We start from the raw sequence: 25220 nt of genomic DNA, 5'->3' as shown, positions 1-25220 counted from the left end.
CGTCGTTCTCCTCAGGCATTCGCCGCCATGGGCCGGGGGGCCGCCAGCAGTCTCTTGATTTCCGGTACGCAGGAGCCGCAGCCGGTGCCGCAGCCGAACTCGCGCTTCAATCCGTCCAGGTCCAATCCGCGGGCGATGCCGCCGAGCACCGTTTGCTGGCTGACGTTCTGGCAACTGCACAGGGTCTTGCCGCCCGCACCCTGGCTGGGTCGTCCCGGTGCCGCGCCGAGTGGGGCGAGCAGCCAGCGGCGTAGCTCGCTATCGGCCCGGCCGGTAAGCCAGAGCTCTTTCAACCAGTCGCGGGCGAGGGTTTCGCCGGCGAGCCGGACGGCGACGATGCGCCCGTCTTCGAGGCGCACGCGCTTGCCGATGGCGCGCCGGGGGTCGTCGTAGGCGAGGATCGGCCCGTCGAGCAATTCGAGTTGGCGATCTATCCGCTCCAGCAGGTCTGCGCCAGGTGCCTCATGGTGTGCGGCGCTGACCAGCAGGGCGGGGCGCTCGCGTCCGGCGAGACTGAAGCTGGCGTGGTCGAAGACTTCGCACAGCGCACGGAGGGCCTCGAAACGCGCCTGGATATCGGTTTCCACCAGCGCGAACAGGCGCCAGGGCAGTTCGACGGATTCGACCTGAACCCCGGCGTGCTTGAGTTCGGGTTGTTTCGACAGGGGGTCGAACGCCGGCAGGGTCAGGACATTGCAGCCCAGGCCCTTGAGGAAGCGATCGCCCCAGTGCATCGGCAGGAAGGCCTGGCCGGGGCGCACCGAGTCGTCTGCACTCACTGGCAGGATCAGGGCGCCACGCCGGCTCTTCAGGCGCACGAGCTGCCCGTCCTGCAGTTGGCGGCGGCGCAGTTCCTCGGGATGCAGGTGCACCAGGGCCTCCTCTTCATGGCCGAACAGGCGTGCGCAGGTGCCGGTCCGGCTCATGCCGTGCCACTGGTCGCGCAAGCGTCCGGTATTGAGGGTCAGCGGGTAGCGCGCATCGCGTTTTTCCTGGGCGGCGCGGTAGGGTTCGGCGACCAGTTGCGCGCGTCCCGAGGCGGTAGGGAAGCGGCCGTCTGCATAGAGTCGTGCGGTGCCTTGCTCCGCGCCAGTGGGAAATGGCCATTGCTGCGGCCCCAGGCGGTCGAGCAGTGCGTAGCTGAGGCCGGAAAGATCGAGGTCGCGGCCGGCGGTAAGCAGCTTGTATTCGTCGAACAGGCTGCGGCTGTCGGCAAAGGCGAACAGGCCGGGTTTAGCGGGACGCAGGTGCCCTTCCAGGCGGCGCGCGAAGTCGCAGACGATGTTCCAGTCCTGGCGTGCTTCCCCGGGGGGCGGAACGGCCCGACGGACATGACTGACCCGCCGTTCCGAATTGGTCACGGAGCCTTCCTTTTCTCCCCAGGATGCGGCTGGAAGCAAAAGGTCGGCGTATTGGCAGGTTTCCGTGCCGGCGAAGGCTTCCTGGACCACCACGAAGGGACAGCGGGCAAGGGCCTCGTGGATCTTGCGCTGGTCCGGCAGCGATTGCGCGGGGTTGGTACAGGCGATCCAGAGCGCCTTGATCCGGCCGTCGTGGACCGCATCGAACAGCTCGATGGCGCTGAGACCGGGGGACGTGGGCAACTGTTCCACACCCCAGTAGTGCGCCACCTCGGCGCGATGGCCGGGATCGGCGGCTTCGCGGTGGCCGGGCAGCAGGTTGGCCAGGCTGCCGGTCTCGCGACCGCCCATGGCGTTCGGCTGGCCGGTGAGGGAAAACGGTCCGCATCCGGCGCGGCCGATCTTGCCGGTGGCCAGGTGCAGGTTGATCAGTGCGCTGTTCTTGGCGCTGCCGGCGCTGGACTGGTTGAGCCCCATGCACCAGAGCGAAAGGAAGCGCGGCGAACGGCCGATCCATTCAGCGCAGCGCTGCAGGTCGGCGCGGTCGATGCCGCAGATGTCGGCGACGGCGGCCGGGGTGTAGTCGCGCACCAGTTCCTTCAGGTCGGCGAAACCCTCGGTATGCTCGGCGATGAACGAACGGTCGATCCAGTCCTCCCAGAGCAGGATATGCAGGATGCCGTGGAACAGTGCGACGTCGGTACCGGGCAGCAGCGCCAGGTGCAGGTCGGCCAGCTCGCAGGTGTCGGTGCGCCGCGGGTCGATCACCACGATGCGCATCTCCGGCCGAGCGGCCTTGGCGGCTTCCAGGCGACGGAACAGGACCGGGTGGGCGAAGGCCATGTTGCTGCCGGCGATCAGCACGCAATCGGCGCAGTCGAGGTCTTCGTAGCTGCACGGCGGTGCGTCGGCGCCCAGGCTGCGCTTGTAGCCGACCACCGCCGAGGACATGCACAGGCGCGAATTGCTGTCGATGTTGTTGGTGCCGACCAGGGCCCGCGCCAGCTTGTTGAAGGCGTAGTAGTCCTCGGTCAGCAACTGGCCGGAGATATAGAAGGCCACGCTGTCCGGCCCGTGTTCGCGAATGGTCTCGGCGAAACGCCCGGCGGCATGTTCCAGGGCACTCTCCCAGTCGCTGCGAGCCCGCGCCAGTTGCTTGCCGAGGCGCAGTTGGGGGTACAGCGCGCGGGCCTGGAGGTCGCCGGTCAGGTGCAGGCTGGCGCCTTTGCTGCAGAGTCTGCCGAAGTTGGCCGGGTGCCGAGGATCGCCTTGCACGCCGAGGATGCGTTCGCCGTCGTGTTCGATCAGGACGCCACAACCCACGCCGCAGTAGCAGCAGGTCGAAGCGGTGGTGCGCAGCGGGGAATCTGTCGACATGCTCGGCTCCTGTTATCGGCGAGAGATCAGGCGCACAGCGCCACGCTGTCCAGGCCGAGCAGCACCCGCCCGTTCTCCACCCGCACCGGGTGGCGATGGGCGCAGCCCTGGTCCGGGGCCACGGCTTCGCCGCTCTCCAGTTCGATCTGCCAGTTGTGCAACGGACAGGCCACTCGCTTGCCGTAGATCAGGCCCTGGGACAGCGGGCCGCCCTTGTGCGGGCAGCGGTCATCGAGGGCGAAGACCTGGTCGTCGGCGGCGCGGAAGATGGCGATGTCGCCTTTCGGGCCGGCGACCACGCGCGAGCCCAGCGGGTTGATTTCATCGAGGGCGCAGATATCCAGCCAGTTCATCGGTTCACTCCGGTAGGGGGAGGGCCGCCGTGGGACGGCCCGGACAAGGGATTCAGACGTTTTCCAGTTGCTTGAGCGGAATCCGTTCGAACTCCTTCTTCAATTGCGGCTGTTCGATGCGCTGCTTCCATGGGTCCTGCTCGAAGGACAGGGCGAATTGCAGGCGGTCGTTGAGCGCCTTGCGGTTTTCCGCGTCCTCGACCACCGCCTTGCGGATGTGCTCCATGCCGACCCGCTGCAGGTAATGCACCGTGCGCTCCAGGTAGAAGGCTTCCTCGCGGTAGAGCTGGAGGAAGGCGCCGTTGTATTCGCGCACCTCTTCGGCGGTCTTGAGCTTGACGAAGAACTCCGCGACCTCGGTCTTGATCCCGCCGTTGCCGCCGATGTACATCTCCCAGCCGGAGTCCACGCCGATGATGCCGACGTCCTTGATCCCGGCCTCGGCGCAGTTGCGCGGGCAGCCGGAGACCGCCAGCTTGACCTTGTGCGGCGACCACATGTTGAACAGGTCGTGTTCCAGATCGATGCCCAGCTGCGTCGAGTTCTGCGTGCCGAAGCGGCAGAACTCGCTGCCGACGCAGGTCTTCACGGTGCGGATGGATTTGCCGTAGGCATGTCCGGAGGGCATGTCGAGGTCTTTCCAGATGGCCGGCAGGTCGTCCTTCTTCACCCCCAGCAGGTCGATGCGCTGGCCACCGGTGACCTTGACCATCGGCACCTGGTACTTGTCGGCGACGTCGGCGATGCGCCGCAACTCGGCGGCGTTGGTCACGCCACCCCACATCCGCGGTACCACCGAGTAGGTGCCGTCCTTCTGGATGTTGGCGTGGGCGCGTTCGTTGATCAGGCGCGACTGCGGATCGTCCTTGGCTTCTCCCGGCCAGGTCGAGATCAGGTAGTAGTTCAGGGCCGGACGGCAGGTGGCACAGCCGTTCGGGGTCTTCCAGTCCATGAAGCGCATGGCGGCGTCGAGACTGGTCAGCCGGTGTTCGCGAATGGCCTTGCGGATCTGCCCGTGGTTGAGGTCGCTGCAGCCGCAGATGGCCTTCTCGCTCTTCGGCTTGACGTCGGCGGCGCCGCCGACGGTGCTGATCAGGATCTGTTCCACCAATCCCGCGCAGGAGCCACAGGAGCTGGCGGCCTTGGTGTGTTTCTTGACTTCGTCGACGCTGAACAGGCCGTGTTCTTGTATGGCCTTGACGATGGTGCCCTTGCAGACGCCGTTGCAGCCGCATACTTCGGCCGTGTCGGGCATGCTCGCGGCGCTGTTCTGGCCCTGGTGGCCGACATCGCCGAGGGCGTTCTCGCCGAACATCAGGTGGTCGCGGATCTGCGCGACGTTGTGGTTCTCGCGGATCTGCCGGAAGTACCAGCCGCCGTCGGCGGTGTCGCCGTAGAGACAGGCGCCGACCAGTACATCGTCCTTGATCACCAGCTTCTTGTAGACGCCGCCGATGGGGTCGGAAAGGGTGATGGTTTCGCTGCCTTCGCCGCCGATGAAGTCGCCGGCGGAGAACAGGTCGATACCGGTCACCTTGAGCTTGGTCGAGGTCACCGAGCCCTGGTAGCGGGCGTAGCCGAGATGAGCCAGGTGGTTGGCGCAGACCTTGGCCTGCTCGAACAGCGGCGCAACCAGGCCGTAGGCGATGCCACGGTGGTTGGCGCATTCGCCGACCGCATAGATGCGTGGGTCGTAGGTCTGCAGGGTGTCGTTGACCAGGATGCCGCGGTTGCAGGGGATGCCCGCGCTTTCGGCCAGCTCGGTATTGGGGCGGATGCCGGCGGCCATTACCACCAGGTCGGCGGGAATCACGTCGCCGTCGTTGAACTGCACGGCACAGACCCGGCCGCTGCCGTTGTCCATCAGTTCCTGGGTCTGGGTGTTCAGGCGGAAGCGGATGCCGCGGGCTTCCAGCGCGCCTTGCAGGAGTTTGCCGGCGGTGCGGTCCAGTTGGCGTTCCAGCAGCCAGTCGGAGAGGTGCACGACGGTCACGTCCATGCCGCGTTGCTTGAGGCCGTTGGCCGCCTCCAGGCCGAGCAGGCCGCCGCCGATCACCACCGCGTGGCTGTGGGTCCGGGCGCAGTCGATCATGGCCTGGGTGTCGGCGATGTCGCGGTAGCCGATCACGCCCTGCAGGCGATTGCCGGGTATCGGCAGGATGAAGGGGACCGAGCCGGTGGCCAGCAGCAGGCGGTCGTACTCGGCCTCGCTGCCGTCCGCGGCGACCACCCTGCGGCGGACCCGGTCGATCTGCACCACCTTGCGGTCGAGGAGGAGCTTGATGCCGTTTTCCGCATACCAGTTGAGGTCGTTGAGGACGATTTCCTCGAAGGTCTGCTCGCCGGCCAGTACCGGGGACAGCAGGATGCGGTTGTAGTTGGGATGGGGCTCGGCGCCGAACACCGTGATGTCGTAGAAGTCCGAGTTGAGCTTGAGCAGTTCTTCCAGGGTACGGACCCCGGCCATGCCGTTGCCGACCATCACCAGCTTGATCTTCTTCATGCGGAGTAGCTCCTGCATAAGGTTGGCGCAAACAAAAAAGGCGTCCCGCTGTTGCCAGCAGGACGCCTTTGTCCAGGTCCCGTTCGGTCGGGAAACGCCGCCTCGTCGTTGAGGCAGGCGCTTTGTTGTCGATTGTCGGGAGAACCCAAGCAGGCGCCGTGCCAACTTGCGCTATTGCCTATCTCCATGGCCTTGCAGGGATAACGCGGGGCCTCACCGCGGTCTTTCTGCTCCGTGCCGGGGCGTATCGCACCGGGCTGGTGCCTCTCAGCCCTTCAGCCAGACCAGGAGTAGCGCCAGGTTGGCGGCCAGGGACAGCAGGGCGATGGCGCGCCAGGTCTGCAGCGGTTCGCGCTCCAGCAATGGGCGGGGTGCCGCGGCCGGCAACGCTTCTCCCTGTTGCAGCGAGAGCAGCCATTCCTCGGCGGTCTCGAAGCGCTGTGCGGGGTCGCAGGCGACGGCGCGCAGCAGCAGGTCGTCGATCCAGGCCGGCAGGTCGGGGCGATAGCGGCTGGGCGGGACGGGGCGACCGAAGCGCGGGTGCTGGAAGGCTTCGATCTCGCCATAGGGATAGCGCCCGGTCAGCGCCTGGTAGAGGCAGACGCCGGTGGCGTAGAGATCCTGGCGCACCGAGGGCGAGGTGCCGGAGAAGCACTCCGGCGCCAGGTAGCTGGGCGTACCCGGTAGCAGATGGGGGTCTTCGCGCGACAATCCCGGACACCAGGCCAGGCCGAAATCCAGCAGGCGCAGCTCGCCGTCGCGGCCGAGGTGGAGATTTTCCGGCTTGAGGTCGCGGTGCAGCAGGTTGCGTCGATGCAACTGGCCAAGCCCGCGCAGCAGCTGGTTGGCCAGCCCCAGCCACTCCGGCAGCGACAGCGGGCCATGGTTGCGCAAGCGCTCGGCGAGAGTCTCTCCGGGGTGTTCGCGCATCAGGTAATACAGATGCTGGCGTTGCGCCAATCCGTGCAGCTCGGGGAAATGCCGGCCCTGGACGCGGCGCAGGAACCATTCCTCGAGCAGCAGGGCCTGGGTTGCCAGCGGATCGTCGGCACGTGCGGCGGGAAGGGTCTTCAGCAGCCAGGGTTGGCCCTGGCCATCCTCGACCCGGTAGAGCAGGGACTGGCGGGATTCGCCGAGCAACTGCCGGACCCGCCAGCCTTCGAAGAGCTGGTCGGGCTTCAGCGGTGGCGGCAGTGGCCAGTGGCCCAGTTGCGCGAGGGCGTCGCCGAGGCTGCCTGCGGGCACGGCTTCCACGCGCACCAGCAGGGCGCTGGCGTTGTCCTGGCTGCCTGCCAGGTGGGCGGCGCGAACCAGAGCCTCGGCGCTGCGCTGCGGCTCTTCGGCGTTGCGCAGGATGCTGCGGATGCCGCTGTCGCCCAGCGTCGCCCAGACGCCGTCGCTGACCAGTAGCCACTGGCTGCCGGGCTCCAGATCGCCTTCCAGATAGTCGACCACCAGATGCTGGTCCAGTCCCAGGGCGCGGGTCAGCACGTGTTGCATGTGCGGCTGTTCCCAGACGTGGTCGCTGGTCTGCCGGAGCAACTCGCCGTCGCGCCACAGGTAGGCCCGGCAATCGCCGACGTGGGCAAGGGTGTAGCGGGTGCCGCGCAGCACCAGGGCGGTGAGGGTGGTGAGCAGCGGCTGGCCGCCGCCGTTGGCCTGTAGCCAGCGGTTCTGCGCCAGCAGCAGGCGGTCCAGGGACTGCACGATGGCCCAGGTTTCCGGAGTCGCATAGTAATCCAGGGCCAGCGCTTGCAGGCTGCTGCGCGCCGCCAGGCCGCCATCGGCGCACTGGCTGACACCGTCGGCGATGGCCAGCAGGTGTCCCTTGCTGGCGGCCAGGGCCGGCGCCGGGGTGACCACCCGCAGCGCGTCCTGGTTTTCCGTGCGAGGCCCGCAGGCGCTGGCCTCGCCGATGCTCAGTCGCAGCCCCACGCTCAGACCCGCGCGGCGGTAACCGCGGCCGAGCCCCAGGTGGTGCGCCAGCGCCGCTTCACCCCGTGGAGGCCGAACCAGGCCAGCACGCCGAGACTGGCGAACAGCCACAGGCCGAGCTGGTAGTCGCCGGTGCTTTGCTTGATCGCGCCGAGGCCGGCAGTCAGGCAGAAGCCGCCGATGCCGCCGGCCATGCCGATCAGCCCGGTCATCACGCCGATTTCCTTGTGGAAGCGCTGCGGTACCAACTGGAACACCGCGCCATTGCCGGCACCGAGACTGAGCATGTCGACCACGAACAGGCCGAGAGCGGCCATCGCGCTGGGCAAGTGGAAACCGACCGCGGCGATGCAGATGGCGGCCAGGGTGTACACCATCAGCAGGCTGCGGATGCCGCCGATGCGATCGGCGAGGGCGCCACCGAGCGGGCGCATCAGGCTGCCGGCGAAGACGCAGGCGGCGGTGTAGTAGCCGGCGGTCACCGGGTTCAGGCCGTACTGGTCGTGGAAATAGCCGGGCAGGGTGCTGGCCAGGCCGAGGAAGCCGCCGAAGGTGACGCTGTAGAAGAACATGAACCACCAGCTGTCGCGGTCGCCGAGGGCTTTCAGGTAATCGCCCATGGCCTTGGGCGCCGGCCGCTGCGGGGCGTTGCGCGCGACCATGGCGAACACCAGGAGGGTCAGGACGAGCGGCAGCAGGGCGAAGCCGAACACGTTGTTCCAGCCGAACGCGGCGGCCAGGCCGGGGGCGAAGAGGGCTGCGAGCACGGTGCCGGAGTTGCCCGCGCCGGCGATGCCCATGGCCTTGCCCTGGTGTTGCGGCGGGTACCATTGCGATGCGAGCGGCAGGGCCACGGCGAAGGATGCCCCGGCGAAGCCGAGGAACAACCCCAGCAGCAGTGCCTGCGCATAGCTGTTCACGCCCAGCAGCCAGGCGGCCGCCAGGGCGGCGATGACGATGACCTGGGCGAGGATGCCGGCGCTCTTCGGCGACCAGCGATCGGCCAGCAGGCCGAGCAGGAAGCGCAGTACGGCGCCGGCGAGGATCGGCGTGGCGACCATCATCGCGCGCTGTTGGGTGCTCAGTTGCAGGTCGCCGGCAATCTGCACCCCCAGCGGGCCGAGCACGTACCAGACCATGAAGCTCAGGTCGAAATAGAGAAACGCCGCGAACAGGGTCGGCGCATGGCCGGCCTTCCAGAAGCTGTTGTTCATCGAACACCTCGTATCCAGCGGAATCGGGGCGGAACGGCCGCCCGGCGGAAGTTGCATCGCTACAAGGTGAGCGTCCGACAGCGGACCACCCACCCGCCCCGACGCTGGGGCGAAACGACGAAGACGCCACGGGCCTCTGCCGGGAAGGAGAGGCCGCGCGACGTCTTTGTCGGGGATGGGTAACCGCCGTTGGCTACCGTCAGGCAGGACGTAGCAAGCTCTTTGCCAAGTTGTCGAAAGCGCGGCGTAGAGCGGTTGCAGGGACAACCATGGCGTCGGCGTGCACGCCGCGGTGGCAGGCGTCGGGGGCTTGCACAGGGCTGGGGCGGCGCGTCCGTGCGCCGTCGGCGGTTCAGCGATGGGCGGTGTTCAGGTGGTAGATGGTCACGCGGCTGCCTTCGCCGCTGTCGCCGGCGTTGTCGTTCACGTAGGCGCCGGCCTTGAAATAGAGCAACTGGTCGTTCCAGGCGCTGCCGAGGGTCTGGTAGTAGGCGTCCTCTTCGCCGTCCTGGCTGCGCGCGCGCACCGCCAACTCGCCGCTGGAGGTGACGCGCAGGCTGTAGTTGAAGCGCTCGCCCAGGCGTACCTGCTCGAGGATCGACACGTTGCGGCTATAGGAATCGTCCGGGTGGTTGCGTACCAGCGCCTCGACCCGGCCGAGGCCTTCCTCGGGCTTGTAGTAGTACTGCAGCTTCACCAGAGGTTCGCCGTCGTCGGTCTGTGGCGACTTGCTGTGGATCTGGCCGATGATCACCTTGTTCTTCGAGGGGACCTTCTCGACGCTCATGGTCACCCGCAATTCGTTGTCGGCCTGCCAGTAGTACCAGTTGTCGAGGCTGCCGTCGGCCTGGGTTTCGCGCAGTTCGGTGCGAGGATAGGTGCTGTCCTCGGTGTGCGAGCCGTCGATGGGCACCCAGAAGACCAGGCCGCCATCGTTGCCTTGCTGGAAGTACTGGCTCTGGTAGCCGTTGTTGAGTTGCTGGGTGGTGATCACCTGCGGGGTGGGTTCGGTGGGAATGGTAAGGTTCCAGGTGCTGAGATCGATCATGCTGAGCATCTCCTGACCGCTGAGTCGGCGGTGCGGTTCGGGCGGACGCCTGCGGCTCCTAGCCCTGGGCGTCCACTGCGGGCCTCCCTGGTCATGCTAGTCGAGGGTGGCGAGGGGGTAGCTCCCAGAACGGATAGGGCCGTTCCGGGCGCACGAGCATAGCCGCGCCGCTCTGCGCCGGGGGCCAGCAGGGTGGCTGGCGATATGATCGCCAGCTGCCCAGCCGGATTCAGCCGCCGAGCATGTCGTGCATGGCGATGATCTGCTCGGCGACCTGGATCAGCTTCTGCTGGCGGCTCATGGCCTGGCGCCGCATCAGCGTGTAGGCCTCCTCCTCGCCGCAATGCTTCATCTTCATCAGCAGGCCCTTGGCCAGCTCGATGCGCTTGCGCTCGGCCAGCTGCGCCTCGCGCGCCTGCAGTTGAGCGCGCAGCGCCTGGTCGCTCTCGAAGCGCGCCATGGCCACGTCGAGGATCGGTTGCAGGCGGCTGGCCTGGATGCCTTCGACGATGTAGGCGCTGACCCCGGACTGGATGGCGCGGCGCATCACTCCCGGATCGTGCTCGTCGGTGAACATCACGATCGGGCGCGGCTGGTCGCGGCTGACCAGGCAGACCTGCTCCATCACGTCGCGGCCGGGAGACTCCGTGTCGATCAGGATCACGTCGGGACGCAGCGCTTCGACGCGAGCCGGCAGGTCGATGGTCAGCCCCGACTCGTCCACCACTTCGAAACCGCTTTCGAGCAGGGCGGCCCTGAGGCGTCCGACTTTCTTCGGCGTGTCGTCGATCAGCAGGATACGCAGCATGGCGGGCGCACCAGGGTCAGAGGTCGATGCCCTGGCCGGTTTCGGCCAGGGCGTGGATCGGGAAGCTGCGGGCGTAGCCGGCGGGGTCGCTGCCGTCCCAGGTGCGCCCGTCGATCAGCGTCGAGCGGCGCATGTCGGCGCCGTCCAGGCACAGGCCAAGGGCCGTCGCGGCATCGCGGTACAGCGCGGTCTGCTGGACCCTGCGGGCGATGCCCAGGTAGTCCGGGTCTTCGCGCAGCAGGCCCCAGCGGCGGAACTGGGTCATGAACCACATGCCATCCGAGAGCCAGGGCCGGTTGACTTCGCCGTCGGCGTAGAAACGCAGCGGATGCGGGTCCTGCCAGGCGTTGCCGAGGCCATCCTGGTAGCGGCCGAAGAAGCGCGGCTGGATCGCGCCGAGCGGAGCGTCGACATAGTCGCGGCCGCTGATCAGTTGCGCGGTGCCCAGGCGGTTCTCGGCGTTCTGTTCGATGAAGCGGCTGGCGTCGAGGACCGCCATGACCAGCGCGCGGGCGGTGTTCGGGTAGGCGTCGACGAAGGCGCGGGTAGTGCCGAGGACCTTTTCCGGGTGGTCCGGCCAGATCGCCTGACTGGTGGCGATGGTGAAGCCCTGGCCCTGGTCCACGGCCAGGGCGCCCCAGGGGCCGCCGGCGCAGAACCCGTCGATGCGCCCGGCCTGGAGATGGCCGACCATCTGCACCGGTGGAACCACCACGCTGTGCACGTCGTCCAGCGGATGCAGACCGATGCTCGCCAGCCAGTAGTTCAGCCAGAGCGCGTGGGTACCGGTGGGAAAGGTCTGCGCCAGGGTCAGGCGTGCACCATTCTGGCGCCGATGCCGGAGCAGTGCCTCCGCACTGGTCACGCCAGCCTGCTTCAGCGGTTCGGAAAGATTGATCGCCTGGCCGTTCTGGCACAGTCCCATGAGCACCGCCATCTCGCTTGCCGCGCTGCCGCCGAGGCCGAGCTGGACGCCGTAGACCAGCCCGTACAGGCACTGCGCGGCATCCAGCTCGCCGCTGAGCAGCTTGTCGCGCAAGGCGGCCCAGGACGGTTGGCGCCTGAGATTGAGCGTGAGGCCGTAGGGCTGGGCGAAGCCCTGGGTGGCGGCCACGATCAGCGAGGCCGAATCGGTCAGCGCCATGAAACCGATGTCCAGGGCGCTCTTTTCCGGTGCGTCGGAACCGCCGGCCCAGGCCTGGCTGCGTATCGCTCTGTCTGTCATCACCACCTCGAGTGCGGGAGGGCGGCGCGGGCCGTCCCGTTTTCCAGTGCGCCGGCGCCGTCGTCGGCGCGCTTTTCCATAGCTGCCACAGCAAGCGCTATGCCAGGCGGCGCGGGGGTTTTCGCCGGGCAAGAAAAAGCCCCGCACGGGGCGGGGCTTGTTCGACGCGTCGCTGGATCAGGCCTGAACGACCGGGATCTTGGCGTTCGCAGCCGCTTCGCGGAACTCGGCGATCTGGTCGAAGCTCAGGTAGCGGTAGACGTCGGCAGCCATGCTGTCGATGTCCTTCGCGTAGGCCATGTACTCCTCCACGGTCGGCAGTTTGCCGAGGATCGAGGAGACCGCCGCCAGCTCGGCCGATGCCAGGAACACATCGGTGGCATCGCCCAGACGGTTCGGGAAGTTACGGGTCGAAGTGGAGACCACGGTGGAACCGGTCTGGACGCGAGCCTGGTTGCCCATGCACAGCGAGCAGCCCGGCATTTCCATGCGCGCGCCAGCCTTGCCGTAGATGCCGTAGTAGCCTTCCTCGGTCAGCTGGTGGGCGTCCATCTTGGTCGGCGGAGCCAGCCACAGACGGGTCGGGATGCCGCCCTTGACCTTGTCCAGCAGCTTGCCGGCGGCGCGGAAGTGACCGATGTTGGTCATGCAGGAACCGATGAACACTTCATCGATCTTGCGGCCCTGTACGCTCGACAGCAGACGCGCGTCGTCCGGATCGTTCGGCGCGCAGAGCACCGGCTCCTTGACGTCGGCCAGGTCGATCTCGATCACCGCGGCGTACTCGGCGTCCTTGTCGGCTTCCAGCAGCTCCGGCTTGGCCAGCCAGGCTTCCATCGCCTGGGCGCGACGCTCCAGGGTGCGCGGGTCGCCGTAGCCTTCGCCGATCATCCAGCGCAGCAGGGTGATGTTGGACTTCAGGTACTCGGCGATCGCCTGTTCCGGCAGCTTGATGGTGCAGCCGGCGGCGGAACGCTCGGCCGAGGCGTCGGACAGCTCGAAGGCCTGTTCCACGGTCAGGTCGTTGAGGCCTTCGATCTCGAGGATGCGGCCGGAGAAGATGTTCTTCTTGCCTTTCTTCTCGACGGTCAGCAGGCCCTGCTGGATCGCGTAGTAAGGGATCGCATGGACCAGGTCACGCAGGGTGATGCCCGGTTGCAGCTTGCCCTTGAAGCGCACCAGCACCGACTCCGGCATGTCCAGCGGCATCACGCCGGTGGCGGCGGCGAAGGCCACCAGGCCGGAGCCGGCCGGGAACGAGATGCCGATCGGGAAGCGGGTGTGCGAGTCGCCGCCGGTACCAACGGTATCGGGCAGCAGCATGCGGTTCAGCCAGCTGTGGATGATGCCGTCGCCCGGGCGCAGCGACACGCCGCCACGGGTCATGATGAAGTCGGGCAGGGTGTGGTGGGTCTTGACGTCGATCGGCTTCGGATAGGCCGCGGTGTGGCAGAAGGACTGCATCACCAGGTCGGCGGAGAAGCCGAGGCAGGCGAGGTCCTTCAGTTCGTCGCGGGTCATCGGGCCGGTGGTGTCCTGGGAACCGACGGTGGTCATCTTCGGTTCGCAGTAGGTGCCCGGGCGCACGCCCTGGCCTTCCGGCAGACCGCAGGCGCGGCCGACCATTTTCTGCGCCAGGGTGAAGCCCTTGCCGCTATCGGCCGGTGCTTCCGGCTTGCGGAACAGGTCGGAGGCGCCCAGGCCCAGCTCGGCGCGGGCCTTCTCGGTCAGGCCCCGGCCGACGATCAGCGGAATACGGCCGCCGGCGCGAACTTCGTCGAGCAGGACCGGGGTCTTCAGCTCGAAGGTGGTGACCACTTCGCCGCTGTCGTGGCGAACGACCTTGCCTTCATAGGGGTATACGTCGATGACGTCGCCCATGGCCAGGTTGGTGCAGTCGAACTCGATCGGCAGGGCGCCGGCATCTTCCATGGTGTTGTAGAAGATCGGCGCGATCTTGGTGCCGAAGCAGAAGCCGCCGGCACGCTTGTTCGGCACGAACGGAATGTCGTCGCCGAAGAACCACAGCACCGAGTTGGTGGCGGATTTGCGCGAGGAACCGGTGCCGACCACGTCGCCGACGTAGGCGACCGGGAAGCCCTTGGCCTTGACCGCTTCGATCTGCTTCAGCGGACCGACCGAACCCGGCTGGACCGGCTCGATGCCGTCGCGGGCCATCTTCAGCATGGCCAGGGCGTGCAGCGGGATGTCCGGGCGCGACCAGGCGTCGGGGGCCGGGGAGAGGTCGTCGGTGTTGGTTTCGCCGGGGACCTTGAATACGGTGAGCGTCAGCTTTTCCGGGACTTCCGGCTTGGCCTTGAACCACTCGCCATCGGCCCAGGATTGCAGCACGGACTTGGCCGCGGCATTGCCCTTCTTGGCGCGCTCGGCGACGTCGTGGAAGGCGTCGAACATCAGCAGGGTGTGCTTCAGCTGTTCGGCGGCGGTGTTGGCCAGTTCGGCGTCGTCCAGCAGCTCGACCAGGGTGGCGATGTTGTAGCCGCCCTGCATGGTGCCCAGCAGCTCGGCGGCACGTTGCTTGTCGATAAGGGGGGAGGTGGCTTCGCCCTTGACGATGGCGGAAAGGAAACCGGCCTTGACGTAGGCGGCTTCGTCGACGCCCGGCGGTACGCGGTTGGTGATCAGGTCAAGGAGGAATTCTTCTTCGCCGGCCGGCGGGTTCTTCAGCAGCTCGACCAGGCCTGCGGTCTGTTCGGCGTTCAGCGGTTGGGGCACGACACCCTGGGCGGCACGCTCTTCTACGTGTTTGCGGTAGGCTTCAAGCACAGTATTTCCCTCATCAGTGGTCCCGGGGGACACGTATCCAGGAACCGACGCAGATCCGCTCGTCAGGCCCAGGTGGACGGTAATCCACCAACCTACGAGGGCATCGGCAGGTTCCAGACAGAAGCTGTTTTCAAAGTTTTACGCCGGCGGGCTGGGGTGGGGCTGGCGAGACGCTTGAGGGAGGCGCCGTCGCCAGCGTACCTGCCGGAAACTGTGCTCGTGACGCTTTGAAAACAGCTTCTAACGGACATTGGCGCCTAAAAAGGCGGGCCAATGTTACTGGAAACTCGACGCAAAGTTAAGTCGGAAACCCTAGGAACCACGGGGTGAACTTGATTAGACAAAGGGCTAAGATGCCGCTTTGTTTTCGTTGTCCCGGCCATGTCTTCGCAAAGAATCAAAACCCCCTGCGTAGGGCTTTGCTCCACGGTATACGGCGACCTGGTATGCCGTGGCTGCAAGCGTTTCCACCATGAGGTGGTCAACTGGAACCTCTACGACGCCGAGGAAAAGCGGGCTGTCTGGAGTCGCCTTGAGCAGTTGCTGGCCCAGGTGATGGCCGCCAAGCTGGAAGTCTTCGACGCCGCGCGCCTGCGCCTGCAACTGGAGCAGCGGCAGATCCGCTTCGTCCCCGAGCAGTCTCCCTATTGCTGGGCCTACCAGTTGATCGCCCGCGGTTCCCGGCTGATCAACCAGATCGAAGCCTACGGCGTGGCACTGCTGCCGGAATTCCGCGACTGGAGCCTGCCGGACCTGCGCGATGCCATCGACCGGGAATTCTTCCTGCTGTCGGAAGCGCATTACCAGCGCTACATCGCGCCCTCGTTCCTGCAGGCGATCGACAGATAGGCGGTGTCTCCAGCGAAAAAGCCGCCCTTGGGCGGCTTTTTCGTCCGACCAGCGGTCACTCCTTGCTGGCCAGTTCCTCCAGGTGGGCGATGATGTCGTCCGGCTTCAACACCAGCACGTCGCTTTCCAGGGTATCCAGCACCACTTCCGCGGTATTGCCGATCAGCGCGCCGGACAACCCGGTGCGCGCCACGGTGCCGATCACGGTGACCACCGCGTCGAGCTTCTGCGCGGTGCGCGGGATCAGCACGTCGGCCGGACCTTCCTCGATGTGTAATTGTTCGTCGCTGAAACCGTACTCGGCCTGGAAGGTGCGGCAGGCCTCGCGATAGCGGGCCTCGATGGTTTCGCTGAGCTGGAAGGTCGGGTCGGCGGAGGAGAGCATCGGCGAGGGGTGGGCGCTGATCACGTGCAGCGTGGCCTTGGCCAGGCCGGCGATGTCGTAGGCATGGCTGATGATCCCGGCGTGCAGGGAGCGGTGCTCGCCGTCGTTGTTGCCGACGTCGACCGCGGCGAGGATCTTTCCGCCCGTCCAGGGCCGGGCGGTCTTGGTCATCAGTACCGGGCAGGGCGCGAAGCGCAGCAGTTTCCAGTCGTCCGGGGTGAGGATGGCCTTTTTCAGCGGGTTGTCGGGAAAGTGCTGCTTGATGATCAGCCCGCAGCCTTCGGCCTGTTGCTCGGCGATGATGGTCTGGTGCAGGGAGTCCTTCCAGGCCTGGTTGGTCGAGACGCTGTAGCCTTCCTCGCGCAGTTCCTGGGCCAGGTCGTTGAGGGCGGCGCTGTGGTCGCGGCGCTTCTCGCAGACCAGCAGGTGCAGGTGCGACTGGGTCACGCCGGCGATCAGTTGTGCCCGTTTCAGGGCGAGACCTTCCAGCTGGTCCGGTTCAATCACCACGAGGATGCTGCGAATGGCTTGCATGATCGTCTCCCTGAGTGCTTGTGGTTATCGCTGAAACAACTCTAGACGCAATCCAGCCGCTGCTCTTGATGCATATCAAACGGGTCGGCCTGCCCGACCGCCGCAGCTTCCGTATAATGCTCCGCCTTTCCTGCCCCGACCAGCGTCATGGCAGGCCCTTTCCAGAATGAGTGACCTGCACCATGTTGCCCGAGATCGACCAATTCCTTGCCTGTTCCACTCCCGCCGCCTGGGTCGAGGCGGCCCTGGAGCGCCAGGACGTCATGCTGCTGGACCACAAGGCCTGCGAGATGAAGGCCGCGGCGACGGCGATGCAACTGATCGGCAAGTACTCCGGCCGCCTGGACCTGGTGAACAAGATGAGCCGCCTGGCGCGCGAGGAGCTGCGCCACTTCGAGCAGGTGCTGGCGATCCTGAAGAAACGCGGCATCCCGGTGGTCAATGTCAGCGCCTCCCGCTACGCCTCGGCGCTGCGCGACCTGGTGCGCAAGCAGGAGCCGCAGCGGCTGACCGATACGCTGGTGGTCGGCGCCTTCATCGAGGCGCGTTCCTGCGAGCGCTTCGCCGCCCTGGTGCCGCACCTGGACGCGGAGCTGGCGAAATTCTACGGCGGTTTGCTGAAGTCCGAGTCGCGGCATTTCCAGGACTACCTGAAGCTGGCCTACCAGTATGGCGACGAGGCCGACGTGGAGCGGACGATCGAGGTGGTGCGGGCCAAGGAGGCCGAGCTGATCAGCAGTCCGGACAACGAATTCCGCTTCCACAGCGGCCTCCCGGTGGACCTGGTGGCCTGAGCCGGAAACAAGAAAGCGCCCCGTGGGGCGCTTTTTTTTGCTGCCTGGATCAGTCCTTGACCTTGAGGTCGAGAGCCAGGTCGCGGGCGGCCTTGGTCGCCAAAACGCCCATCAGCTGGCCGATCTCGTCCTGGCGGCTCGCCGCGCCGTTGGCGCCGGCGCCCATCATTACGCTGGGGACGGGGGCCTGGGCGGCGGCTTCGGCCCAGACCTTGTTGATCGCGATCAGCGCGTCGAGCTTCGGCTGCAACGCGCCGTCTGCCTTGATCACCGCTTCGCGGGCGTAGGCCTCGGCGTCGGCGGTGATCTTGGTGGCCTGGGCGGTCACCGTGGCCTTGTCGCGCAGCAGTTCGGCGGTCTGCTTCTCGATCTCGGCGCGCTGCTTCTCGCGCTCGGCGTTGATCACCGCCAATTGCTTGTCGGTTTCCGCCTGGGTGGTGCGTTCGATCTGGTCGCGCAGGGTTTCCTGGCGCTTGGCCTCGACTTCCTTCTCGCCGCGGGCGGTGACCAGCAGCTTTTCCTCTTCTTCCTTCAGGCGGTTCTGCCGCGCCACCGCCAGCTCGGCGAGGGCCTGCTGGACCTTGACCATGCGCTGCTTGTACTGCGGGTTGGGATCGACGTTGGTGATCCGCGCTTCCACCACCTCGACGCCGAACTTGCGGAACTGCTGTTGCTTGCGTACCGGGATGCCCTTGGCATCGGTGACCTTCTCGGTGACGAACTGGCTGGCGTTGTTGTCGCCGAACGCTCCCTGCTCGGTGCCGGCCTGGAGGATCGCGGTCTGGTGCGGAATGGCGCCGCGCGGCCCGCGGACTTCCTTGCGCTTGATCAGGTACAGGCCGTCGTTGAGCTGGTTCTCGAACTCGGCGGCGAATTCGCTGCGGGCTCCGGCGTAGTAGTCGTCGGCGCTCATCAGCGAAGCGGTGGCCTGGAGGGTTTCCTTGATCGCCGGCACCAGTGCGGTGCGGATGAAATTGTCCGGGTTGCGGTATTCCTGGGCCATCTTCAGGAACGGCTCGCCGCCGGGCAGGCGAAAGCGCGCGGAAGATTCGACCTTGGCGTCGACGTTGCCGAGGAACACGATCGGGAAAGCCTCGATGGTGGCGCCGAGGCCGTCGTTGTCCGGATTGGTGTCGTTATCGTCCATGACCAGCACGGACTGCACGCTGATGGCCTTCTTCCAGGTGGTGGCGCGACCGAACCACTTGGTCGCGTAGCCGACGTCATCGACGATCTTCTCGTCGCCGAAGATGGTCCTTACGTGGGTCATGAAGCCGGCTTCGTTATAGAAGAACACGCCGTTGAACAGGCCGAAGCCGAGGGCGAGCACGCCGAGGGGGGCGGCGACGAACTTGATCAGGTTTCCCTTCGAGATGATCACGATCATTCCTTGATGCGGGGTGGGGGAGCGCGATCCTGCTGAAAGGTGGCCCGCAACGTCAAGATGGACGGCGGAAAAAATGCGAATCGCATAATGTTTCGCTGAAAGGCCCGCATGGCGGGCCTGGGGTGGGTCAGAGCGGGAAGGGCGCCTGGCGATGGCCGTTGGCGTCGACCTCCAGGGCCCAGCCCTGGCGGTCCCAGTCGCCGAGCACGATGCGCCGGGCGGGCTGGCCGTCGATGTCCAGCGGGTGTTCGGCCGGCCGATGAGTGTGGCCGTGGATCAGGGTACGCACGCCATGCCTGCGCATGACCCGGGGCACTTCTTCGGGTGTGACATCGATGATGTCGACGGCTTTCATGCGGGTCTGCGCGCGGCTTTCCTTGCGCAGCTTGCGTGCCAGCTTGTGCCGGGTGGCCAGCGGCAGGTGGCGCAGTACCCAGAGCGTGAGCGGGTTGCGCAGCCAGCGGCGCAGGCGCATGTAGGCCTCGTCGCGGGTGCACAGGCTGTCCCCGTGCATCAGCAATACCGGCTCGCCGTACAGGTCGATCACGCTCGGGTCGGGCAGCAGCGTGCATCCGGCCTCGCGGCAGAACGCCTTGCCGATGAGGAAGTCGCGATTGCCGTGCATCAGGTAGATGCGCGTACCGCCGTCGGCCACCTGGCGCAGGGACTGGGCGATGGAACGCTGGAAGGCGTCCATGCCGTCGTCGCCGATCCAGGCTTCGAAGAAGTCGCCGAGGATGTACAGGGCCTCGGCCCGGCGGGCGCGCTCATCGAGGAAAGACAGAAACGCCCGGGTGATGTCCGGGCGTTCCGCTTCGAGATGCAGGTCCGAGATGAACAGGACGCTCATCGCTTCATTCTTCGACGATTTCGGCCTTCTCGATGATCACGTCCTCGGCCGGCACGTCCTGGTGGCCGCTGCGCATGGTGGTGGCCACGCCCTTGATCTTGTTGACCACGTCCATGCCCTCGACCACTTCGCCGAAGACGGCATAGCCCCAGCCCTGGGTGGTGGGGGCGGTGTGGTTGAGGAAATCGTTGTCGGCGACGTTGATGAAGAACTGCGCGCTGGCCGAATGCGGGTCCATGGTACGGGCCATGGCGATGCTGCCGACCTTGTTGGTCAGGCCGTTGTTGGCTTCGTTCTTGATCGGCGCGCGGGTGGGCTTCTGCTTCATGCCCGGCTCGAAACCGCCGCCCTGGATCATGAAGTTGTTGATCACGCGGTGGAAGACGGTGTTGTCGTAGTGGCCACTTTTCACGTACTCCTTGAAGTTCGCCGCGGTTTCCGGGGCTTTCTCTTCATCGAGCTTCAGGGTGATGACGCCATGGTTGGTATGCAGCTTGATCATGTGGGTAATCCGCTTTGTCGTGAAAATCGAGGGCCTGTCAGGGGGTTGACAGCTTCGGCTATGATAAGCGCTTTGATTTGCCCGGCCTACCCTGGTCGGGCGAGAGCATGACCAAGGATCCCATGAGCAAGCCAGAGACCACCGCCGCCCCGAACTTCCTGCGCCAGATCGTTCAAGCCGACCTGGATGCCGGCAAGCACGCGAAGATCGTCACCCGTTTCCCCCCGGAGCCCAACGGTTACCTGCACATCGGCCACGCCAAGTCGATCTGCCTGAACTTCGGCCTGGCCCAGGAATTCGCTGGCGATTGCCATCTGCGCTTCGATGACACCAACCCGGCCAAGGAAGACCAGGAGTACATCGATGCCATCGAGGCCGACATCAAGTGGCTGGGCTTCCAGTGGTCCGGCGAGGTCTGCTATGCCTCCAACTATTTCGACCAGCTGCATGCCTGGGCCATCGAGCTGATCAAGGCCGGCAAGGCGTTCGTCTGCGACCTCGGTCCCGAGGAAATGCGCGAATACCGCGGTACCCTCACCGAGCCGGGCCGCAACAGCCCTTACCGTGACCGTTCGGTGGAGGAGAACCTCGACCTGTTCGCCCGCATGAAGGCCGGTGAGTTCCCCGACGGCGCCCGTTCGCTGCGGGCGAAGATCGACATGGGTTCGCCGAACATGAACCTGCGCGACCCGATCCTGTACCGCATCCGCCATGCGCATCACCACCAGACCGGCGACAAGTGGTGCATCTACCCGAGCTACGACTTCACCCACGGTCAGTCGGACGCCATCGAGGGCATCACCCATTCGATCTGCACCCTGGAATTCGAAGACCATCGTCCGCTCTACGAGTGGTTCCTGGCCAACCTGCCGGTGCCTGCGCAACCGCGCCAGTACGAATTCTCCCGGCTCAACCTGAACTACACCGTGACCAGCAAGCGCAAGCTCAAGCAACTGGTCGACGAAGGCCATGTCAGCGGCTGGGACGATCCGCGGATGTCGACCCTGTCCGGCTATCGCCGCCGCGGCTATACCCCGGAGTCGATCCGCAACTTCTGCGAGATGATCGGGGTGAACCGCGCCAGCGGCGTGGTCGACATCGGCATGCTCGAGTTCAGCATCCGCGACCACCTGGACGCCACCGCGCCGCGTGCCATGTGCGTGCTGAAACCGCTCAAGGTGGTGATCACCAACTACCCCGAAGGGCAGGTGGAGAACCTCGAGTTGCCGCGTCATCCGAAGGAAGACATGGGAGTGCGCGTACTGCCGTTCGGTCGCGAGCTGTTCATCGATGCCGGTGACTTCGAGGAAGTCCCGCCGGCCGGCTACAAGCGCCTGATCCCCGGTGGCGAGGTGCGTCTGCGCGGCAGCTACGTGATCCGTGCCGACGAAGCGATCAAGGATGCCGACGGCAATATCGTCGAACTGCGCTGCAGCTACGATCCGGACACCCTGGGCAAGAACCCGGAAGGCCGCAAGGTCAAGGGCGTGATCCACTGGGTGCCGGCCGAGGGCAGCGTCGAGTGCGAAGTGCGCCTGTACGATCGGCTGTTCCGCTCGGCCAATCCGGAGAAGGCGGAAGAGGGCGGCAGCTTCCTCGACAACATCAACGCCGACTCCCTGCAGGTACTGACCGGCTGTCGCGCCGAGCCGTCGCTGGGCCAGGCGAACCCGGAGGATCGCTTCCAGTTCGAGCGCGAAGGCTATTTCGTCGCCGACCTGAAGGACTCCAGGCCGGGCAAGCCGGTGTTCAACCGTACCGTCACCCTGCGTGACTCCTGGGGACAGGGCTGAGGAAAAACCGTGCTGCAGATCTACAACACGCTGAGCAAGACCAAAGAAGTCTTCACGCCGCTGGTCGGCAACCAGGTGCGCATGTACGTGTGCGGCATGACCGTGTACGACTACTGCCATCTGGGCCACGGCCGCAGCATGGTGGCGTTCGACGTGATCACCCGCTGGTTGCGCCACCGTGGCTACGACCTGACGTACGTGCGCAACATCACCGATATCGATGACAAGATCATCAATCGCGCCAACGAGAACGGCGAACCGTTCGATGTGCTGACCGAGCGCATGATCGCGGCGATGCACGAGGACGAGGCCCGGCTGAACATCCTCAAGCCGGACCAGGAGCCGCGCGCCACCGATCACATCGCCGGCATGCACGCGATGATCCAGACCCTGATCGACAAGGGCTATGCCTACGCGCCGGGCAACGGTGACGTGTACTACCGGGTCGGCAAGTTCGCTGGCTACGGCAAGTTGTCGCGGCGGCGGGTCGAGGACCTGCGCATCGGTGCGCGGATCGAGCCGGGCGAAGCGAAGGAGGATCCGCTCGATTTCGTGCTCTGGAAGGGCGCCAAGCCGGGCGAGCCGAGCTGGTCGTCGCCCTGGGGCGAGGGGCGCCCGGGCTGGCACATCGAGTGCTCGGTGATGTCCACCTGCTGCCTGGGCGATTCCTTCGACATCCATGGCGGTGGCAACGACCTGGAGTTCCCTCACCACGAGAACGAGATCGCCCAGAGCGAGGCCGCGACCGGCAAGCCCTACGCCAAGTCCTGGCTGCACTGCGGGATGATCACCATCAACGGCGAGAAGATGTCCAAGTCGCTGGGCAATTTCTTCACCATCCGCGAAGTGCTGGAGAAATATCACCCCGAAGTGGTGCGTTACCTGCTGATCGCCAGCCATTACCGCAGTCCGATCAACTACTCGGAGGAGAACCTGCGCGAGGCCAAGGCGGCCCTGGACCGTTTCTACAACGCGCTCAAGGGGCTGCCCGAGGCGGCGCCGGCGGAAGCGGCGGAGTATGTCGAGCGCTTCGCCGCGGCGATGGACGACGACTTCAATACCGCGGGTGCCTGCTCGGTGCTGTTCGAGCTGGCGCGGGAGGTCAATCGTCTGCGCGAAAGCGACCTGTCGGCGGCGGCCGCGCTGGCCGCGCGCCTGAAGCAGTTGGCTGGCCTGCTGGGGGTGCTGCAGCTGGAGCCGGAAGCCTTCCTGCAGGCGGGCGCCGAGGGCAAGGTCGATGCGGCCGAGGTCGAGGCGTTGATCCAGGCGCGCCTGGAGGCGCGGGCGGCGAAGAACTGGGCGGAGTCCGACCGGATTCGCGACCAGCTCACCGCCATGGGCGTGGTGCTGGAGGATGGCAAGGGCGGCACTACCTGGCGCCTGGCCGACTGAACCCGCAGCGATAAATGAAAAGCCCCGCGTTCGCGGGGCTTTTCATTACCGGCGACCTCAGTCGTGCAGGTGTTCGGCGGCGTGCAGGGTATTTTCCAGCAGGCAGGCGCGGGTCATCGGCCCGACGCCGCCCGGCACCGGGGTGATCCAGCTGGCGCGTTGCGCCGCCACCTCGTATTCCACGTCGCCGACCAGGCGGCCGTCGGCCTGGCGGTTGATGCCGACGTCGATGACGATGGCGCCTTCCTTGATCCACTCGCCCTTGACCAGTCCCGGCTTGCCGGCAGCGACCACCACCAGGTCGGCGCGCGACACATGGTCGGCCAGGTCGCGGGTGAAGCGGTGGGTCACGGTGACGGTGCAGCCACCCAGCAGCAACTCCAGAGCCATGGGCCGGCCGACGATGTTCGAGGCGCCGACCACGACCGCGTCCATGCCGTACAGGTCGGCGCCGGTGCTGGCGAGCAGGGTCATGATGCCTTTCGGGGTGCAGGGGCGCAGCAGGGGCATGCGCTGGGCCAGGCGGCCGATGTTGTAGGGATGGAAACCGTCCACGTCCTTGTCCGGGTGGATACGCTCCAGCAGCAGGGAGGCGTCCAGGTGGGCGGGCAGGGGTAGCTGGACCAGGATGCCGTCGATGGCGGGATCGTCGTTCAGGCGGTCGATCAGGGCCAGCAGGTCGTCCTGGCTGGTTTCGGCGGGAAGATCGTAGGCCTGGGAGAGAAAGCCGACTTCCTCGCAGTCCTTGCGCTTGTGCGCCACATAGACCTGAGAGGCCGGATCGGTGCCGACCAGGATCACCGCCAGGCCGGGAACGCGCAGGCCTTGCTGGCGGCGCTCGGTCACGCGTTGGGCTATCTGCTGGCGAAGGTTGGCGGCGATCGCTTTGCCGTCGATCAGTTGTGCGGTCATGTCGGAAGGGTAACCATCGAATCGGGTGGAAAAAGGACGCGCATTTTCGCATGGACGCCGCCCGGGGCAAAGGAGGCGACCCGCGGATTTGCCGTAACTCCTTTATATAGCTGAATTTTTTTAAAAAACCCGTTGACGGCCTTTCGCCCCCTGTATAACATGCGCCCCGCTTGCCGAGCACAGCCGGACGCAGGGTAAGAGGTAATGCAAGTCGGTTGCTGACTTTGTGATTGCCAGAGCTTAAAGTTTGCGCTCAGCATTGAATGCAGATGAATAAAGCGCCCGTAGCTCAGCTGGATAGAGCATCCGCCTTCTAAGCGGATGGTCGCAGGTTCGAGTCCTGCCGGGTGCGCCATTCGGCGAATCGGCAAGAAGCAGGCGATGTTTTACCGCAAGTCGTAATATGGTGGGCGTAGCTCAGTTGGTAGAGCACAGGATTGTGGCTCCTGGTGTCGTGGGTTCGATTCCCATCGTCCACCCCATATTCCGAAGCGCCAGGCCCGAGGCCTGGCGTTTTCATTTCCAAGCAGTGTCCCGCGGACGTGGTGGAATTGGTAGACACACTGGATTTAGGTTCCAGCGCCGCAAGGCGTGAGAGTTCGAGTCTCTCCGTCCGCACCACCTTCAGGCTCGGCTTGTCCGGCCGCTGCGGTTGAGGCCGGAACGTCCGGCACGATTCACGATATGGTGGGCGTAGCTCAGTTGGTAGAGCACAGGATTGTGGCTCCTGGTGTCGTGGGTTCGATTCCCATCGTCCACCCCATATTTCGAAGCGCCAGGCCTTGTGCCTGGCGTTTTCGTTTGCGCTTCACGATCTCTTCTCCGCTTGTCTTTCCGGCACCCAGCCCGCCCTCATGGGGCGACGGCAGGTTGAACTTGTTCCAGCTCCGGCGCTCTTAAGCGAGCCCGTCGTTCCTGGCGGGTCCGTATATGCAGTCTGGGTGAAGCGACATGTCGATGAAATGGACCGAGCAGCGCTTGCGCAAGGCTCTCAAGCAGATGGCGAACAATCATGAATCGGCTGCGGTCGAGGTCATGCGCGCCGTCGAGCGGGCGAACGATCCGAAGCTGGCGCAGCGCCTGCTCGAGGTGATCGAGCAGATGCACCAGGATGCCGATGCGCTGCGCTCCATCGACGACGAAATCGCCAGCGGCGTGATCCGTTGCCAGTGAGGCCGTAGACGCTCCGCAGTTCAGGACTTCCCGGCGGA

19 protein-coding genes and 4 tRNA genes are annotated in these 25220 nt (G+C 65.9%); 9 read left to right on the top strand and 14 right to left on the bottom strand.

Going from position 1 to position 25220, the window contains the following annotated elements:
- Window positions 1-11: 11 nt before the first annotated feature.
- From VQ067_RS17010 to acnB, 9 genes are all read right to left on the bottom strand, one after another.
- Window positions 12-2738 carry a nitrate reductase gene (locus tag VQ067_RS17010; protein WP_023110149.1) on the bottom strand — a complete coding sequence of 909 codons (2727 nt, stop codon included), beginning with the start codon at window positions 2736-2738 and terminating at the stop codon, window positions 12-14.
- A 26-nt stretch (window positions 2739-2764) separates the two neighbouring features.
- On the bottom strand, window positions 2765-3091 hold the full coding sequence (gene nirD, locus VQ067_RS17005) for a nitrite reductase small subunit NirD (protein ID WP_003098054.1): 327 nt from the start codon (window positions 3089-3091) through the stop codon (window positions 2765-2767).
- Between the two features lie 52 nt (window positions 3092-3143).
- Window positions 3144-5594 (bottom strand): nitrite reductase large subunit NirB, encoded by a 2451-nt coding sequence (gene nirB / locus VQ067_RS17000; RefSeq protein WP_003098052.1) that lies wholly within the window; start codon window positions 5592-5594, stop codon window positions 3144-3146.
- A gap of 267 nt (window positions 5595-5861) precedes the next feature.
- Window positions 5862-7457, bottom strand: coding sequence for a bifunctional protein-serine/threonine kinase/phosphatase (locus tag VQ067_RS16995; RefSeq protein WP_096082785.1), 1596 nt, complete (start codon window positions 7455-7457; stop codon window positions 5862-5864).
- 74 nt (window positions 7458-7531) lie between these two features.
- Window positions 7532-8743: a nitrate/nitrite transporter gene (locus VQ067_RS16990; RefSeq protein ID WP_340080868.1), complete on the bottom strand. Its 1212-nt coding sequence runs from the start codon at window positions 8741-8743 to the stop codon at window positions 7532-7534.
- A 352-nt stretch (window positions 8744-9095) separates the two neighbouring features.
- Complete coding sequence (locus VQ067_RS16985; RefSeq protein ID WP_003098044.1) at window positions 9096-9791, bottom strand: polysaccharide lyase family 7 protein; 696 nt, start codon at window positions 9789-9791, stop codon at window positions 9096-9098.
- Window positions 9792-10020: 229 nt separating this feature from the next.
- Window positions 10021-10599: an ANTAR domain-containing response regulator gene (locus VQ067_RS16980; protein ID WP_003087868.1), complete on the bottom strand. Its 579-nt coding sequence runs from the start codon at window positions 10597-10599 to the stop codon at window positions 10021-10023.
- 16 nt (window positions 10600-10615) lie between these two features.
- Entirely contained in the window at window positions 10616-11824 is a 1209-nt protein-coding gene (locus VQ067_RS16975) for a CmpA/NrtA family ABC transporter substrate-binding protein (protein ID WP_031636281.1), read from the bottom strand.
- A 177-nt stretch (window positions 11825-12001) separates the two neighbouring features.
- Window positions 12002-14611 carry a bifunctional aconitate hydratase 2/2-methylisocitrate dehydratase gene (acnB, locus tag VQ067_RS16970; RefSeq protein WP_003087875.1) on the bottom strand — a complete coding sequence of 870 codons (2610 nt, stop codon included), beginning with the start codon at window positions 14609-14611 and terminating at the stop codon, window positions 12002-12004.
- A 381-nt stretch (window positions 14612-14992) separates the two neighbouring features.
- On the opposite strand from acnB, the gene VQ067_RS16965 reads away from it, so the two are divergent.
- Window positions 14993-15460, top strand: coding sequence for a DUF1289 domain-containing protein (locus VQ067_RS16965; protein ID WP_003098041.1), 468 nt, complete (start codon window positions 14993-14995; stop codon window positions 15458-15460).
- 55 nt (window positions 15461-15515) lie between these two features.
- Here VQ067_RS16965 and VQ067_RS16960 read toward each other — a convergent pair whose 3' ends face one another.
- Window positions 15516-16379 (bottom strand): universal stress protein, encoded by an 864-nt coding sequence (locus VQ067_RS16960; RefSeq protein WP_003087881.1) that lies wholly within the window; start codon window positions 16377-16379, stop codon window positions 15516-15518.
- 170 nt (window positions 16380-16549) lie between these two features.
- Here VQ067_RS16960 and VQ067_RS16955 point away from each other — a divergent pair, with 170 nt between their 5' ends.
- Window positions 16550-17173, top strand: a complete 624-nt coding sequence (locus VQ067_RS16955; RefSeq protein ID WP_004342965.1) for a tRNA isopentenyl-2-thiomethyl-A-37 hydroxylase MiaE — start codon at window positions 16550-16552, stop codon at window positions 17171-17173.
- Between the two features lie 49 nt (window positions 17174-17222).
- Here the strand turns inward: VQ067_RS16955 and VQ067_RS16950 are convergent, their stop codons facing one another.
- The 3 genes from VQ067_RS16950 to VQ067_RS16940 all read right to left on the bottom strand — a co-directional run bounded on the left by VQ067_RS16950 (window position 17223) and on the right by VQ067_RS16940 (window position 19912).
- Window positions 17223-18554 (bottom strand): SPFH domain-containing protein, encoded by a 1332-nt coding sequence (locus tag VQ067_RS16950; protein ID WP_003087885.1) that lies wholly within the window; start codon window positions 18552-18554, stop codon window positions 17223-17225.
- Window positions 18555-18687: 133 nt separating this feature from the next.
- A complete protein-coding gene (gene lpxH / locus VQ067_RS16945) occupies window positions 18688-19410 on the bottom strand; it encodes a UDP-2,3-diacylglucosamine diphosphatase (protein ID WP_009314628.1) in 723 nt (240 codons plus the stop codon).
- Window positions 19411-19414: 4 nt separating this feature from the next.
- Window positions 19415-19912, bottom strand: a complete 498-nt coding sequence (locus tag VQ067_RS16940) for a peptidylprolyl isomerase (RefSeq protein WP_003087890.1) — start codon at window positions 19910-19912, stop codon at window positions 19415-19417.
- 122 nt (window positions 19913-20034) lie between these two features.
- Here VQ067_RS16940 and VQ067_RS16935 point away from each other — a divergent pair, with 122 nt between their 5' ends.
- Entirely contained in the window at window positions 20035-21705 is a 1671-nt protein-coding gene (locus VQ067_RS16935) for a glutamine--tRNA ligase/YqeY domain fusion protein (RefSeq protein WP_003139945.1), read from the top strand.
- A 9-nt stretch (window positions 21706-21714) separates the two neighbouring features.
- Entirely contained in the window at window positions 21715-23097 is a 1383-nt protein-coding gene (gene cysS, locus VQ067_RS16930) for a cysteine--tRNA ligase (RefSeq protein ID WP_003113587.1), read from the top strand.
- Between the two features lie 57 nt (window positions 23098-23154).
- Here cysS and folD read toward each other — a convergent pair whose 3' ends face one another.
- Window positions 23155-24009, bottom strand: a complete 855-nt coding sequence (gene folD, locus VQ067_RS16925) for a bifunctional methylenetetrahydrofolate dehydrogenase/methenyltetrahydrofolate cyclohydrolase FolD (protein ID WP_003087898.1) — start codon at window positions 24007-24009, stop codon at window positions 23155-23157.
- 278 nt (window positions 24010-24287) lie between these two features.
- Here folD and VQ067_RS16920 point away from each other — a divergent pair.
- From VQ067_RS16920 to VQ067_RS16900, 5 genes are all read left to right on the top strand, one after another.
- Window positions 24288-24364, top strand: a tRNA-Arg gene (locus tag VQ067_RS16920).
- Between the two features lie 51 nt (window positions 24365-24415).
- Window positions 24416-24491: transfer RNA gene (locus VQ067_RS16915), tRNA-His, on the top strand.
- A gap of 54 nt (window positions 24492-24545) precedes the next feature.
- Window positions 24546-24630 (top strand) — tRNA-Leu (locus tag VQ067_RS16910).
- A gap of 66 nt (window positions 24631-24696) precedes the next feature.
- A tRNA-His gene (locus VQ067_RS16905) sits at window positions 24697-24772 on the top strand.
- Between the two features lie 188 nt (window positions 24773-24960).
- Complete coding sequence (locus VQ067_RS16900; RefSeq protein ID WP_003087901.1) at window positions 24961-25182, top strand: hypothetical protein; 222 nt, start codon at window positions 24961-24963, stop codon at window positions 25180-25182.
- Window positions 25183-25220 lie beyond the last annotated feature (38 nt).

The sequence above is a fragment of the Pseudomonas sp. KBN12P06040 genome, from assembly GCF_037574965.1.
GTDB classification, from domain to species: domain Bacteria; phylum Pseudomonadota; class Gammaproteobacteria; order Pseudomonadales; family Pseudomonadaceae; genus Pseudomonas; species Pseudomonas aeruginosa.
Note: the sequence above shows the minus strand (reverse complement) of the source record. Positions and strands in the feature narration are given on the sequence as shown.

What these genes read in the sequence shown, in the direction of transcription:
- lpxH (WP_009314628.1), bottom strand. Translation starts at nt 19,410, where the DNA reads ATGAGCGTCCTGTTCATCTCGGACCTGCATCTCGAAGCGGAACGCCCG.
- nirB (WP_003098052.1), bottom strand. Translation starts at nt 5,594, where the DNA reads ATGAAGAAGATCAAGCTGGTGATGGTCGGCAACGGCATGGCCGGGGTC.
- VQ067_RS16985 (WP_003098044.1), bottom strand. Translation starts at nt 9,791, where the DNA reads ATGATCGATCTCAGCACCTGGAACCTTACCATTCCCACCGAACCCACC.
- VQ067_RS16965 (WP_003098041.1), top strand. Translation starts at nt 14,993, where the DNA reads ATGTCTTCGCAAAGAATCAAAACCCCCTGCGTAGGGCTTTGCTCCACG.
- VQ067_RS17010 (WP_023110149.1), bottom strand. Translation starts at nt 2,738, where the DNA reads ATGTCGACAGATTCCCCGCTGCGCACCACCGCTTCGACCTGCTGCTAC.
- VQ067_RS16940 (WP_003087890.1), bottom strand. Translation starts at nt 19,912, where the DNA reads ATGATCAAGCTGCATACCAACCATGGCGTCATCACCCTGAAGCTCGAT.
- VQ067_RS16935 (WP_003139945.1), top strand. Translation starts at nt 20,035, where the DNA reads ATGAGCAAGCCAGAGACCACCGCCGCCCCGAACTTCCTGCGCCAGATC.
- folD (WP_003087898.1), bottom strand. Translation starts at nt 24,009, where the DNA reads ATGACCGCACAACTGATCGACGGCAAAGCGATCGCCGCCAACCTTCGC.
- VQ067_RS16980 (WP_003087868.1), bottom strand. Translation starts at nt 10,599, where the DNA reads ATGCTGCGTATCCTGCTGATCGACGACACGCCGAAGAAAGTCGGACGC.
- VQ067_RS16975 (WP_031636281.1), bottom strand. Translation starts at nt 11,824, where the DNA reads ATGACAGACAGAGCGATACGCAGCCAGGCCTGGGCCGGCGGTTCCGAC.
- nirD (WP_003098054.1), bottom strand. Translation starts at nt 3,091, where the DNA reads ATGAACTGGCTGGATATCTGCGCCCTCGATGAAATCAACCCGCTGGGC.
- VQ067_RS16990 (WP_340080868.1), bottom strand. Translation starts at nt 8,743, where the DNA reads ATGAACAACAGCTTCTGGAAGGCCGGCCATGCGCCGACCCTGTTCGCG.
- VQ067_RS16900 (WP_003087901.1), top strand. Translation starts at nt 24,961, where the DNA reads ATGTCGATGAAATGGACCGAGCAGCGCTTGCGCAAGGCTCTCAAGCAG.
- VQ067_RS16960 (WP_003087881.1), bottom strand. Translation starts at nt 16,379, where the DNA reads ATGCAAGCCATTCGCAGCATCCTCGTGGTGATTGAACCGGACCAGCTG.